Genomic DNA, 12,954 nt, shown 5'->3' with positions numbered 1-12,954 from the left:
CGCTGGAGCCAACTCCTCCTCGCGGCCACGCAAGCACGTTTTCAAGATTTCATGAAGGTAATAGGCTACATCGCGTTCGTGACATGTCCATGGCGTGAAGAAGTACTATGCGGCGTCCATAGCTCTATCTAACCCGTACGTCAGAAAGTACGGCTCGTAGCGCAGATCCCCGATCAGCGCGAGTTCATGCTCGATCTGCTGCTGTACCTGATGCGGGATGCCCGCTGGCCAGCGCCGATGCGCACCAATGTAGGTCTCCTGTCTCAGGTAGCTTGTCGGCGTATGGCCGACCGGCACCAGCTCGTCGGGATACTCATAGCGCAGCTCGTCGAGTGAAAACGTGCACAGGCGAGCGATCCGCAGCGTCTCCTCGAGCGTGCGCTGCGAATACAGGTTGGCGAGCCGCAGACGCGATCGCAGGTGCTGCTCGGCGTTGGGCGCGAGATCATAGCCGCATTCGGCGACCGGTCTGCCGACCCGGATCGCCGTCAGCACGTCCTGCAGTGGTTTGCGCGAACGCACGTGCATGACGGGCGCGCCGGTCGCGACAACGGGAATGCCGTGACGCGCCGCGACGTGTTCGACGGCGCCGCGGTGAATATCGTCCATTGCACGCGCGTGCAATGTCAGTGCGACCCACGCGCGATCGCCGAAGGTCTGGACGAACCACTCGACCTGCGTATCCAGTCTGTCTTCATCGGCGGGGTAGTCCGGTGACAGGATCGCGACGCACCCGGGCAGTCCCCGCAGGTGTCCAAAGGGCTTCTCCGGGTGCGCGAGATCCAGCGGCGCGAGCCGGTAACTGCCCTTGTGTGCGCGCATGCGGCCGAGCGTGATCAGCTCGGACAGGTTGCCATAGCCTTCGCGCGTCATCGCCAGTGCGGTGAATGACAGGGCCGGCGAGCCGTCGGCACTGGTCAGGTGGAAGTGCGACCCGACGATGAACGGCAGCCCGGCCTTCTTCGCCTCGACGTGCGCACGCACGACGCCGGCCAGCGAGCATTCGTCCGTGACAGCCAGCGCGGCATACCCGAGCTGTGCGGCGCGTGCGGCGAGATCCTCGGCGTGCGATGCGCCGTGCAGAAAGGAAAAGTTGGACGCGCACTGAAGTTCCGCATAGTCGGGCAGTGCGCCGTAGGTCGGCGCCATGGGCGATCACCCGAACAGGCCGTGCAGGAACCAGCGTGGCTCGCGTTCCTCGACGGCGCTTACGCGCTCCCGGAAGACCCAGTAGTGCACCGCGTCTTCGGACTCCGCGACAAAATAATCTCGCGTCACCGGGTGCCCATCCTGCCAGCCGACCTCGATCCGTTCGCCCGGCGAGACCATGCGTAGCGGCGTGCCGTAGAACGGGCGGTGGCCGCGCATGATGAGTTGCACCGGGTTGTCCAGAAGCCAGGTGGGTCGCGGAAGATTGGGCGGCGGCAACATGGGCCTGGCGGTCTCGCCGATGGGAAGCCAGCGTGCGGCGACTTCCGGGCGGTGGTCGGCAACCGGCGCCGCCTTGAGCACGTTCTGCGCGCCGAGCCGGGCGACGAGCAGCTCCATCAGGCGCGCGTGATCCTGCGGCGAGCCGCCGGGCTCCGGGAACAGTGACTCGCTGGGTGCGTCCGCCTCGCGGACGTCCTTTGCATCGAGGCGAACGGCGATGACCGGCGCGGGCAGTTCGACGCGACCCAGCCGTTCTTTCAGCAGGCGCACGAGGTGTTCCTCGCGTGACGTCGGTTCGCCAAGCGCGATTTCGATTGCCGTCGGCGGCACCGCCGCGCGGCCGCGTTCATGCTCGAGCTCAAGGACAAACCGCGCGATCGCCAGCTGTCGCGCCGACAGCCAGCCGGTCATCTGCAGGATCAGCCGCCGCGCCGCGAACAGCACGGCTTCCGCATGCTCGATCCGGTCGGGCAGCTCGAGCCGCGCGCTGAAGGCGGGGGGCAACTCCAGCCATTCGTACACTTCGGGCGCCGCGCCCGTCGCGCGATCGAGCGCATCCAGCAGCGCCGTGCCGCAGCGCTTCCTGAGGCCTGCGCGGGGTAGTCGCCGGACGTCGTCGACCGTTTCGCATCCCAGTCCGTCGAACCATTCGGCGTAGGGGCGCGCTGGCGGCAGGGCAGGTAACGGGACGCGACGCAGTACGCGGTCGACGGATCGCAGTGAGAGCGCAGTGCCACCCGAGAATCGGGCGAAGAGCCACGCGGCCTGCCCCGTCGGCGCAACGGCGAGTGTCGCGGTCACGCCGAACGCAGTGACCGTTTCGCGCGCCCGTCGGCGCAGTGGCCGGATGCCACCGAAGAGGCGCAGGCTCGCCGAGACGTCGGCCAGCACGACCGATTCCTCCGCCAGCACCACGTGGGGGGTGAACTGCAGCAGGGCGAACGCCACGCCACGAACCAGCTCCGCTTCACGGGTGGGATCGCGTTCCCGGATGACCGCGTCGGGGACGAGCGTCAAGACGCCACCGCGGCGCATGCCGGGCACGATCCCGGCCGAGTGCGCCGCGCGGTCGAGCGCGACAACGCGATCCTTCTCCAGCACGACAAACCCGGCCTCATTGCGTGGCGTCGACCAGCGCGGGAGAAACGACTCGAGGGCGAGGTGCGGCAGATGTACGCCGATCCAGAGTTGCATATCGGCTCAACAGGGCAGGTGAAGGTACGAGAGGAACGAAAACGGGTTCGTCGCGCTGAGGTCCGCGGCGTTTGACGAACGTCACTTCAATACCGCCCCTGGCGGCTCGCAGCGCAAGCCGCAGCGGCGCCGGCGACGTCGCCCGGGCGGCCGCGAGTGGGCGAAACAGGAACAGCAGGGTGTCCGAGGTCTGCGCGGCCAGATGCAGGCGCCGCAGCGCTTCCTGCCGGACTTCGGCCTGCCAGAAGAGCAGGGCGCCGCAGGTGCCGGCACGCAGGATCTGCTCGGCGGCCCACAGCGCATCAGCCGTGCGTGGTGCGCGCAGCACGCAGGCCTGTGCTGCGGGAACGCCCAGCCACGCCAGTCCGGCGGGTTGTAGCCGATGCGGCGGCTGCAGCAGGACCAAGGGGCGTGATCCGACGGTCGCCAGTGCGGGCTGCAGCAGACGCAGTTCACCGCAGCCCGGCTGCGGTGTGAGCAGTTCGGTGAGCGCGCCCGCGGGCCAGCCGCCGCCCGGCAATTCGGCGGCCAGCGCGGCGTGGCCGCACGACACCACCCGATCGAAGCCGGCAGCCAGCTGCGAAGCGCGCCACAGGGACGGGTGGATTGCTTCCGGAATGGGGGACGGGAGAGTCATTGAATTGCGCAAAGACCTGTATGGATGTACAGTATCCTACACGGAAATTCGTGGCGACGAACGGACACTTTATTGGGGAGAGGCGAGATGGATACAGGCGTTCGCAGGGCCGCCAGCCATCCGATGCCGGAAATCGCGGCGTTTGTTGCAGACATGAAAGCAGTGTTCGGCGAGCAGGAAATCGATGAAGCCATCCGCCGCAGCAAGGCGGGGGAACCGACGTTTTACGCGTGCGAAAATGGCCGTACTGTTGGCACCCCTACGCCGACGCAAACCAACGTCTGGCGTGTTGACGGGGCGGTGCGTAACCGTCATTACTGTGCTGGCTGCGACGGTTCATGTGTGGGCACCGCGAAATCGTGCCGGGCGTGAACGGCACCAGAACATACGGAGAGAACATGTTTCGATTTTTGAGCGCGGGTGTAATGCTGCTTGCTGTTGCATCGACCGGAGTCGCAGGCGAACACTACGTTGAAATCTGGAACCCGCCTGAGGCGCGGATGCAGCCGTCCGGAAACGGCAAGCCGAAACTAGGCAAGGTTGCGGTTCTCTCACGTCACACATCCAACGCTACACCGCGCCGGGTCGCAGACCCGCTAGTGAAATCCTTAGCGACCAAGCACGCAGGGAATGGTCTTAAAAAGGTTGCGGTGCCGCGCGCGGCAGACCTTCCCCGAATAATGACGCCCGAAGGCAATGTGCTCCGCGTAAACGACGGGGGAGCGCCGGTCGAGGTAGTTCGATAAAGAAAAAAGTCCGTCTGGGAAGGAACCCAACTCTGAGGTGTCAAGCCGGTCTTCCATTTTCTTTCGCGACAGATGTGGTTACGCATCCGCGATATTCGCCCAAGCCCAGCCGCATCGCAAAGCAGCGTCCACGCCGAATAGGGAATGCCGGCATCCTCGCTAATCCAGCGCCTGATCTGCCGGCCACTTTTGTCTGCCAGTCGAAGGAAAGCGGTGTTGTTCCTTTCCGCAGAGCAAACACCTTTTGGTCGACCGGGGCTCCGATCTCGAGAAGATGATTGGGTCGCAGGCAATATCGGTGCTGTCGATCATCTCGCATATAATCAGGATTCCGAATAAAAGTAGGGGATCTGTAAGCGCGTGTCAGAGTTCAAGTCGGGCGAATCACAGACGGCGATCTTGATCGTTATGGTGCTCGGTCCGAAATCAGTCAACGGCGTCGCGGACCTCATGCAGCGATGCGCGAAAAACTCGCCAGCCACTATGTCCCTGCATATCTCGTACGTAAGGGGGAAGTATGGAGGCGGCCCTTAGTTTGCGTGCTCTCTTTTCGCCGGTGGCCATCCGCATGTTAGCTGTCCGCGATGCGTTCAGAAGCGGTCCTTTCTGTAGGAGAGCTTCGGAAAGCATTGCACGTCGGTTCGTTCGGAGACGCATACCCGCAACGGCGATGAAGCACACATCATCTTTTTCCGCATGCGAGCCGCATAAAAATGATTGCCTAGCATGTAACGTTTTGTAAAAACGTCCTGTCCGATTCGTTAGACGATTTATGGTTATTCGGATGGACATGTACGAACACGAAGCGATAGATCTGTTCCGGGCAACGTTTGAAACGCTGAGTCCCCGCTGGCAGTTATCTCACGATAGCAATGCCCTCGAACTGAGCCCGATTACCGGGCCGGTCGCCGCAGCTGTGAAGCTGTCATCCGAGCAGGCCACACAGATCCGCACACTTGCCGGTGTCACCTCGAGCGTGACTGTCGACGCGCTGCTGTTTGAAAAGAAGTTTCGTCTTCACCTGGTCGGACGGAAAATCGATCGAACGAGGTGGGCCGGAACGGCCTCTCCGAGCATCAATGCTGAAGTTGTCGCGGGTGATCTGGCGCGCGGGCTGTCATTTGCAGAGACGGTCCTGTCGGAAGTCAATTCACTGGTTGTGATCCTGAATCGCGACGGCACTATTCAACGGTTCAACCGGTTCGCCGAAGAACTTTCCGGCCTCAGGGAAGCTGACGTAATCGGGAAGAATGCGTGGGACCTGTTCATGTCCCACGAGGACGGAAGTGAGTCCCGTCAGAACATAGAAAGTTTTTTCCTGCGCGGCGAGGCGTACGAGGTGGAACGGACGGTAAAAACGATCAGGGGTCCGCGACTGTTCCAGTTCCGCAACAAGTTCGCCAAAACGGGAGATCGTCCTGACGAGACGTTTCTGATCTGTTCGGGCATCGACATCACAGAAGAACGACAGGCTCGCGATCGCCTGGCCGAGTTGGCGAATACCGATACGTTGACCGGCTTGAGGAATCGGAACTACCTGATGGATCGCCTCGACCATCTGATGGCGAGTCCGAAATGCGTTGGTCGACTCGCGCTTCTCTTCATCGATCTCGACAACTTCAAGCGAATCAATGACTCCCTCGGACACAGGGACGGGGATCAACTGCTCAAGCAGGTGGCGAAACGCCTGCAGCGCGTCGCCGGAGATGAGCAGCAGGTCATTCGCGTTAGCGGCGACGAATTTGTGATCGTCGTTAGCGGTGACTTTGCGCGCTTCACAGCGCAGGAACTGGCAAACCGCGTCATAGAAGACTTTGAGCTCACCTACGTGCTGCGCGCGAATAGCTATCGGATGCGGGCAAGCATTGGAGTGGTCGAGCACGTGCAGCACGGAGACAACGCGTTCGATCTTCTCACACGTGCTGACCTTGCGATGTATGCGGCCAAAGCAGTTGGTAAAGGCAAGGATATCAGCGCGTGCCATCTATATACGCCAGAACTGTCTGAACTCGCTGAGCGCGGACTGGAGTTCTATCAGGCGCTGCAGTATGGGTTTCTCAGGAAGGAATTCGCGCTGGACTACCGGGACTGCTATACCGTCGACGGAACGGCACGCGGTTTTCTTGCATTGGTGCAGTGGAATCGCGACGGCGTGGCCCCCGTGGAGGGCCGCGAGCTTTTCTCAATGGTCGAGTCGTCCGGCTTCGGCGTCCAACTCGGCGAGTTCCAGTTGACCGAGGCGTGCCGCCAGTTGCAAGAGTGGCGTGCCGCTGGGCAGATTGTTCAGCACGTTACCTTGAATGTGCCGTATGCGCAGCTCATTGACGGTGACCTTGCCGGCTGCGTATCCGAATGTTTGCGTGAGCACGCGATGGAGCCGTCGTCCCTGCGGCTGATTGTCCAGAACCGCCTGGATCAAACCGCAGCACATGTTCTCGACAAGCTGGAGACGATCCGTTCCACAGGCGTGCAGATTCTTGCTGCGCTTACGACCGACTCGGCATTTCCGAATTTGGCGAAGCTGCATGTTGACGGCCTTTGCATCCACGAAGAGCTTGTGGGGCGCGTACCTTCTGAGCCGGTTTCCCGGGCACTCGTTAAAGGCATAGTCGGCGTCTGTAACGAGATGGAATTGAGCGTGCTCGTTCATGGTGTGGACAGCAAGGAGCAGTTCACGTGGCTCACGCAATTCCCCGAAGCTGAGGTTCAAGGTCGGTTTGTTACTGATGCCTTCTCCGCGACGAGTTCATCGATGTAGAGGCGTGCGTCGATGCAGGAGAAAGTGATCGAGCCGACTACACCCGCGCCACTGCATGAAGATGCATACCACATTTTCAATGAGTGCGTGGAACTGAGTCTGTCGCAGGACTCCATCCTGACGCGCAGGTTAATCCGGAGCGACGGCGCGTCATTCAGCCAGCTTGTCGCGATAGATAGCTTGGACGATCTGTCGGACTTTGCGACAGCTGATCCATATGAGACCCGCCTGCATGGGAGTTACGATCGTATTCGGCAGAAGTGCGCCGCAGCCATGGGGGGTGATCGCCCGCGGCAGGTAGAAACCGGCGACCCCGTAAGACTAATTGGCGAGCTTTCAATGTGCGCGACGGAAGGCGCGCTGCTGTCCAAGGTGCGCACCATCATCGCGGGTCTGGGCGGAATGCAGTTCACTTACCAATGGATCCGTTTTGACGGTGCGAATCCTGCCACTGGCGATTCCGTGGAGACACGTTACCTTGTTGGTTGCAGACCTGCCTGGACACAACAGTACATAGCAAGGCTGTGGTACATGAACGATCCCTACGTGACATACGCTAGAGCGAATGTTGCACCTGCGCTTGCGTCGCACGTAAATGTGCATCGGGTCGATCACTGGCTGGTGACAGAGGCGCGCATGCACGGCTTTGCGAGTGGGATCGTTGCCCCGGCACATATCCATGGCCATGGTCTGGTTGGGCTACTACATGTGAGCAATTCAATCCGGGCGCCTGCTGGCGAGGGTGTGCTGTGGGAAAACCGGGTGCTATTCCGCGCCATCTCGTCGGAACTCCTAGACTGGCGCGTGTCGCAAGTACGCCAGAATGCGCTGGCGAAGTATGAGCTCAGCGAACAGGAGACACAGATCCTGCGGATGCTGCGCGATGGCGCAAGCGCATCCCATGTCGCCGATCAACTGGGAATGTCAAAGCATACTGTCTATAAAACAATCTACCAACGGATCACCAGAAAAACGGGCGCAACGAGAATTACAGATGCCGTCGAAAAAGCGGCCGCCCACGGCCTGCTTGACTGAATCTGCTGCCGTACCCCGCAGCATTCATGCCACAACAAAATAATTAGGATAACGTAGTTTCGTGCTTGTGCATACTAATTCGGTGGCTTGAATTCGCCATTGCCGCTGCGTCATAGTGTCACTACCGTTCTAATGCGATAGCGCGGATTGCTGTGTAATTAAATAGTCAGGAAAGAAGGTCGATTGCTTTCTGCGCGACAAGCGGATCCACCTGACCAGTTTCGGAGGCGGTCTGATAGACGAGTGCGAACAGCTTGGCTTTCTTTTCAATGTCCATGGAATGCCCAGCGGCGGAGATACTTGTTTCGATAATGGCGAAAACGCTTCGTATCAATTGCTCATCAACGGCGCCGTAACGCGGAGCTCGTTTCCCGGTCAGCAAGTACGACACGTCAAAGCCGTGCTCAAGCAGGGTCATGAGATAGCCAGCGTCCGGATAGCGCTGTTCTTTTTCGTAGGCAGACTGTGTCTTGCGGTTGATGCCGGTCCATTCGGAAATGTTTCCCTGAGTAAGTCCGAGCCGGTCACGCTCCTCGGCTAGGCGCAAACCAAACTTAGATGGCATATAAATTGGTCTTTTGTGTTGCGAATGGCACAAAAATGTCCCATACTGGTAGCAATTTGTCTTAGCCGATCAGTATACGGTCCACCGCATGGCACTGAAAACATTGGAAGAGGTACGCGCAGAGTTCGACCGGTGTGGAGTCTCCGTTTCGAGCTGGGCAGTAAAACACGGAATCCCCCGCAACATCGTTAACGGCGTGTTGCAGGGAAGGCTGAAGGGCAAGCGCGGTCACGCGCACAACGCGGCAGTCTTGCTGGGACTGAAAGACGGCGTTGTAAATCGTGAAGAGGCGCGCGAGCAGATCTTTGCGATGCACCGCCAGCCAGAGAAGGGTAGGTGAGGGTGTAGGAGCGGTCAGCGTCAATGTTGCGAGCATTGGCGCCGACCTGACCAGTTGTTGGAACCTGAGAGGTGGACAATGGCTAAAGCCATTATATCGTTCGGGCACAGCCGGCGACATAACGTGGGCGAAGGGGGAAGTCATGCTTGATTTCAACTCCCTGGCCCAGCAATGCGCGCCGTACGTCCACCCCACGACGCTTCAGGCGGTCGTGAGGACTGAATCCGGCTTCAACCCGTACGCGATCGGCGTTGTTGGTGGCCACCTTGTTCGGCAGCCGCATGATCGTGCTGAAGCCGTGGCAACGGCAAAGGCGCTCGAAGCGCAAGGCATCAACTTCAGCATGGGTCTTGGACAGGTCAACAAAGCCAATCTCGCCCGCTACGGACTGACCTACGAAACTGCCTTCGATCCGTGCGAAAACCTGCGCGCGGGCAGCGCCATCCTGCACGACTGCTATCAGCGGGCGGTCGCAGCATTGGGGCAAGGCGCATCTGCATTGCGTGCTGCGATCAGCTGCTACTACAGCGGCAATTTCACGCGCGGCGAGTCCGCCGACGCTGGCGGCACCAGTTATGTACAGCGCGTTGTTGCCAACGCCCAGATGGCGGCAGGTTCAAGCGATGTCGTTCCTGCGATTCCTGTTGTGATGGACAGTCAGTCCGGCAGACCAGCACACGCTGCAGCGCCCGATTCCAAAACATCTTCTGCGCGCCGCAGTGGCCCAAAACAACGGCGGCACGCACCGCACCCGTCATGGGATGCATTCGGCGATTCCGCTTGTGACAACGACTGCAACTGACCTGAGCCGCGACGACGCGGCCTGATCTCAACCTCGTGAAAGGAGAAGACATGAATCGCAATACGAAGCTCGCGACCATGAAATTAGTACCACTGAGAGGTTATTCATATCGCATATCAATGCGGCGAATCGCAACCCATATGCGCCAGACGATGGCCCTCGGCGTCGCAATCGGTCCGGAACTTGCGTTCGCGGGTGGTGGGCTCGATTCGGCGACGCAGGGCGCGACCACCTTCAAGATCTGGCTTTATTCGTTCCTTGGCGTCGTCGCGGCCTGCGTGCTTATGTGGAAAGGGGCGGAGTGCTGGGCTGATCGCGCACACTGGAGCGAGTTTGTGACGATGTGCGGCAAGGTGGCGGCGGTGGGCTCGGTGGTCGGCGTGCTCGCACCGTATCTGTGGAACATGTTCAGCTGAGCACGCCATGTCGGACGAAAAAACCCGCTACCCCGGATTCAATGGCCTTGGCCGCACGGCGGCCATCTGGGGCGTTCCCTACATGGCGATGCTGGTTGTCGTCGTCGCGTCGATGTTTATCGGCGTGCTGGTTTCATTCTTCGTCGGGCCCGGCGGCCTGCTGTTCGTTTTTCTTGGCTTTCCGGTGCTGCTGTATTTCAAGAACGTATGCGAAACCGATGACCAGGGCCTTCGGATCATGTGGCTGGAATTCCGTTGCCGCTTCTACTTCTGGCGGCTGCGGGTCCGTGCGCGGGTAAATGCCCGACGGGCCTCCCCGCGCTTCGGCAACACCGCCACGCTCGCGCCATTGCGGTACGGGCGGCAACGCCGCGTCTACCGCGATTTCCTCAAACCGTTGTCCAAGGGCGAGCGCCGGCTGCGCGAACTCGATCCGGAGGCCTGATGCAAAGCAGACCAGCCGTCACCAGCGAAATCCTCGGCGCGATCGGCGCCGTGGAAGACTGGATTCCGAAGTACGGGCATCCGGTCACGAAACACGTACAGCACCTTGAGGGCAACCGGTTCATGGTGACGCTGGCCATGCGCGGCGTGCCGTTCGAGGTGCACGAGAACGTCGCGATGGAGCGCATGTTCGATCGTGATACGGAAGCGTACAGCAAGCTGGGTCGCGACCTGGGTGGCCGCCTTGGCTATCACGCAACGTTCGTGCGACAGCGCGTGAGTTTTGATCGTGTGTACCGGTTCAAGCAACGCTTCCTGCAGTGGTTCGTACGCGAGTACATCGGGCGACGTTTCGGAGACGAAAAGTTCTTCGAGAACCGCTACTACCTGTCGCTGATCCTGAAATACGAGGAGTTCGACGACGGGCTGAAAGAAATCGGGTCTCTCGCACAACAGGCGCTGCTGCAGTTCGCCGAGTATGAAGCCGAGTTGCTTGAAGTGTACGAGCGCAAGCACATGAACGGCACGAAGATGCTGTTCTCGCCCTTGTATGGGCTCGTCAGCTATCTCATCAATGGGAAGACCGGCGATCTGCCGGTCGCAGCGGAACCCGGCACCGATGTCATCCCGTCGAGCCATCTGCATTTTGGGTACAACACGCTCGAGATCGGGGCGAGCGACGTGCCGGCGTACCGGCGCGTTGCAACCTGCCTCGACCTCCGCAGTTGCCCGGAGAAGCCGGGCTGGGGCCAGCTCGACCCGTTGATCACGTTGAACATGGAATTCACGATTACGCATACGTTCAACTGCATGACGGGCTTCGAGTCCAACCGGACCATCGATTCGGCAATCAACAAGCTGGAGTCGGCCGGTGACAAGGCGAGGCATCAGGTCAGGGAATTGCGCGACGCACAGGGGTACGTGAACACGGGTGAACTGTCGTTCGGCGAGTATCACGGCGCGGCGGTTATCTACGGCGAAACAGCGAAAGAAGCGCTGGAGAACGCCGACAGGTTTGCGTCCCGTTCGCGCAACGAGTGTGGAGTTGAATGGTCGCCCGCGACGGGGTCTGCTCCGTTCACGTACTTCTCACAAGTCCCGGGCGCGCGAGTCAAACCGCGACCGAAAGTGCAGTCCTCGCGCAATTTTGCGGCGATGTACACCTGCCATGACTACTCGTCAGGCAAGGCGGAAGGTAACCCGATCGGTGACGGGTCAGCCGTCATCCCGTTTCGCTCGGATTCGGGCGTGTACAACTACAGCTCGCACGCGAGCCGGCTGGGGGACATCAACGTTTCGGAGAAGGTCGCCGGGCATTTTGAAGCGAAAGGCACGACGGGCAGCGGCAAGTCTACGGTCATCGTGGCGGCGACCGGCATGCTCTCCCGCTTCGATCCGATGCTGTATGTGCTGGACAAGGGGCGGGGCTGGGAAGTGTTCATTCGTGCGATGGGTGGCGCCTATGTCTATCTGGAGAAAGGCAAGCCGACCGGGTGGGCGCCGTTCGAACTCGCCGACACGCCAGACAATCGCGAATTCCTCTACGGGCTCGTCGAACTGTGCGGCCGCAAGAACGGTGTCGACCATCAGGGTAAGCCAATCAGGATTGACCTGACGGCCGGCGAGAAGATTCACTGCCGCAACGCAGTCGATGCGGTAATGGGGGTCGATGACGTGCGGCTGCGCCGCTTCAGCCTGCTACTGGACAGCATTCCGGACGAGGGCGACGACGGCCTGCGCGCACGTCTGTCGATCTGGTGCAAGTCGGAGGGTGGCCGGTTCTGGTGGGTGTTCGATAACCCGCCCAATCTCTCATTGAACATGAGCGAGCAACGCTGGATCGGGTTCGATGTTGAGGCGTTTCTTGTCGAGAACTATGAGCCGTCAGAGCCTGCATTTGCCTACCTGTTCCATCTCAAGAAACTGATGCGCCGGGAAGGCACCCTGATGCTGACGGTGATCGAAGAGTACTGGCTGCCGCTGCGCTTTCGCACGATCCGCGAGCAAATCGAGGAAACGCTGGCGAGCGGGCGTAAAGAAGGGGAATTCATGGGACTGATCACGCAACAACCGGAACAGGCACAGCGTGCGGCAGACCTGTTTCCCGCGCTGCGCAGTCTGGTAGCGACGAAGATGTGGCTCGCTGACCCGGCGGCCGAAGAAGAAGCGTATCTGCGCGATGGCATGACCCGCAAGGAGTTCCGGGAGTTCAAAAAGCTCACGCCACAGTCGCGCCGCTTCCTCATCAAGCAGGGCAACCAGTCGGCGTTTGCCAGTTTCGACCTGTCCGGGCTTGAGGACGCGATTGCGGTGTTCTCTGGTGACCGCGAGAACGTGCTGATCTGTGATGCGGTCCGAGCTGAGGTTGGCGACGATCCGGACGTGTGGTTGCCGGTGTATCTGGAGCGCGTGTTCGAACGCAAGCTTCGCACACGGCTCGCGGCGAAGCACGGCGCCGATGAGCGGCTGTGGATCGGGGAGCTACAGCGCGGCCTTGAGCGCAAGCGGGCTGAGCTTGCGCAGATTTATCCACCGGTTAATCAGCAGGTTGATGACGAAGTTTTTGCCTGATGTGCTGCAACCCAA

Annotated in this window: 11 protein-coding genes and 1 pseudogene; 8 read left to right on the top strand and 4 right to left on the bottom strand. The window is 60.5% G+C overall.

Features of this window, described 5'->3' with window-relative positions:
• Positions 1-138 precede the first annotated feature (138 nt).
• The 3 genes and pseudogenes from P3T23_RS31935 to imuA form a co-directional block, all read right to left on the bottom strand.
• Positions 139-1,149: pseudogene (locus P3T23_RS31935) on the bottom strand (PHP domain-containing protein); the annotation flags it as partial.
• Between the two features lie 6 nt (positions 1,150-1,155).
• Positions 1,156-2,625: a Y-family DNA polymerase gene (locus P3T23_RS31930; RefSeq protein ID WP_429320072.1), complete on the bottom strand. Its 1,470-nt coding sequence runs from the start codon at positions 2,623-2,625 to the stop codon at positions 1,156-1,158.
• Positions 2,546-3,262, bottom strand: a complete 717-nt coding sequence (imuA, locus tag P3T23_RS31925) for a translesion DNA synthesis-associated protein ImuA (RefSeq protein ID WP_429320071.1) — start codon at positions 3,260-3,262, stop codon at positions 2,546-2,548. The genes P3T23_RS31930 and imuA overlap by 80 nt, the downstream gene beginning before the upstream one ends.
• Before the next feature lie 87 nt (positions 3,263-3,349).
• Between imuA and P3T23_RS31920 the strand changes: the two genes are divergently transcribed.
• From P3T23_RS31920 to P3T23_RS31910, 3 genes are all read left to right on the top strand, one after another.
• The gene (locus tag P3T23_RS31920) at positions 3,350-3,634 is read left to right on the top strand and encodes a hypothetical protein (protein ID WP_429320070.1); all 285 of its coding nucleotides are present in this window, start codon (positions 3,350-3,352) and stop codon (positions 3,632-3,634) included.
• 1,158 nt (positions 3,635-4,792) lie between these two features.
• Positions 4,793-6,766, top strand: coding sequence for a diguanylate cyclase domain-containing protein (locus P3T23_RS31915; protein ID WP_429320069.1), 1,974 nt, complete (start codon positions 4,793-4,795; stop codon positions 6,764-6,766).
• A gap of 12 nt (positions 6,767-6,778) precedes the next feature.
• Positions 6,779-7,801: an autoinducer binding domain-containing protein gene (locus tag P3T23_RS31910; protein ID WP_429320068.1), complete on the top strand. Its 1,023-nt coding sequence runs from the start codon at positions 6,779-6,781 to the stop codon at positions 7,799-7,801.
• A gap of 166 nt (positions 7,802-7,967) precedes the next feature.
• Here the strand turns inward: P3T23_RS31910 and P3T23_RS31905 are convergent, their stop codons facing one another.
• Positions 7,968-8,366: a helix-turn-helix domain-containing protein gene (locus P3T23_RS31905; protein ID WP_429320067.1), complete on the bottom strand. Its 399-nt coding sequence runs from the start codon at positions 8,364-8,366 to the stop codon at positions 7,968-7,970.
• Between the two features lie 88 nt (positions 8,367-8,454).
• On the opposite strand from P3T23_RS31905, the gene P3T23_RS31900 reads away from it, so the two are divergent.
• The 5 genes from P3T23_RS31900 (at position 8,455) to P3T23_RS31880 (ending at position 12,939) form a co-directional block, all read left to right on the top strand.
• Positions 8,455-8,706: a DNA-binding protein gene (locus tag P3T23_RS31900; protein ID WP_408373139.1), complete on the top strand. Its 252-nt coding sequence runs from the start codon at positions 8,455-8,457 to the stop codon at positions 8,704-8,706.
• Between the two features lie 142 nt (positions 8,707-8,848).
• Positions 8,849-9,508 (top strand): lytic transglycosylase domain-containing protein, encoded by a 660-nt coding sequence (locus P3T23_RS31895; protein ID WP_429320066.1) that lies wholly within the window; start codon positions 8,849-8,851, stop codon positions 9,506-9,508.
• Between the two features lie 50 nt (positions 9,509-9,558).
• On the top strand, positions 9,559-9,924 hold the full coding sequence (locus P3T23_RS31890; protein ID WP_429320065.1) for a hypothetical protein: 366 nt from the start codon (positions 9,559-9,561) through the stop codon (positions 9,922-9,924).
• A gap of 7 nt (positions 9,925-9,931) precedes the next feature.
• Entirely contained in the window at positions 9,932-10,369 is a 438-nt protein-coding gene (locus P3T23_RS31885; protein ID WP_429320064.1) for a VirB3 family type IV secretion system protein, read from the top strand.
• Entirely contained in the window at positions 10,369-12,939 is a 2,571-nt protein-coding gene (locus tag P3T23_RS31880; RefSeq protein ID WP_429320063.1) for a VirB4 family type IV secretion system protein, read from the top strand. The genes P3T23_RS31885 and P3T23_RS31880 overlap by 1 nt, the downstream gene beginning before the upstream one ends.
• Positions 12,940-12,954 lie beyond the last annotated feature (15 nt).

Origin of the sequence: Paraburkholderia sp. GAS448, from assembly GCF_050435685.1 — a bacterium.
Classification (GTDB): domain Bacteria; phylum Pseudomonadota; class Gammaproteobacteria; order Burkholderiales; family Burkholderiaceae; genus Paraburkholderia.
This window is presented reverse-complemented; position numbering and strand designations above follow the sequence as displayed.

What these genes read in the sequence shown, in the direction of transcription:
- P3T23_RS31930 (WP_429320072.1), bottom strand. Translation starts at nt 2,625, where the DNA reads ATGCAACTCTGGATCGGCGTACATCTGCCGCACCTCGCCCTCGAGTCG.
- imuA (WP_429320071.1), bottom strand. Translation starts at nt 3,262, where the DNA reads ATGACTCTCCCGTCCCCCATTCCGGAAGCAATCCACCCGTCCCTGTGG.
- P3T23_RS31920 (WP_429320070.1), top strand. Translation starts at nt 3,350, where the DNA reads ATGGATACAGGCGTTCGCAGGGCCGCCAGCCATCCGATGCCGGAAATC.
- P3T23_RS31915 (WP_429320069.1), top strand. Translation starts at nt 4,793, where the DNA reads ATGGACATGTACGAACACGAAGCGATAGATCTGTTCCGGGCAACGTTT.
- P3T23_RS31910 (WP_429320068.1), top strand. Translation starts at nt 6,779, where the DNA reads ATGCAGGAGAAAGTGATCGAGCCGACTACACCCGCGCCACTGCATGAA.
- P3T23_RS31905 (WP_429320067.1), bottom strand. Translation starts at nt 8,366, where the DNA reads ATGCCATCTAAGTTTGGTTTGCGCCTAGCCGAGGAGCGTGACCGGCTC.
- P3T23_RS31900 (WP_408373139.1), top strand. Translation starts at nt 8,455, where the DNA reads ATGGCACTGAAAACATTGGAAGAGGTACGCGCAGAGTTCGACCGGTGT.
- P3T23_RS31895 (WP_429320066.1), top strand. Translation starts at nt 8,849, where the DNA reads ATGCTTGATTTCAACTCCCTGGCCCAGCAATGCGCGCCGTACGTCCAC.
- P3T23_RS31890 (WP_429320065.1), top strand. Translation starts at nt 9,559, where the DNA reads ATGAATCGCAATACGAAGCTCGCGACCATGAAATTAGTACCACTGAGA.
- P3T23_RS31885 (WP_429320064.1), top strand. Translation starts at nt 9,932, where the DNA reads ATGTCGGACGAAAAAACCCGCTACCCCGGATTCAATGGCCTTGGCCGC.
- P3T23_RS31880 (WP_429320063.1), top strand. Translation starts at nt 10,369, where the DNA reads ATGCAAAGCAGACCAGCCGTCACCAGCGAAATCCTCGGCGCGATCGGC.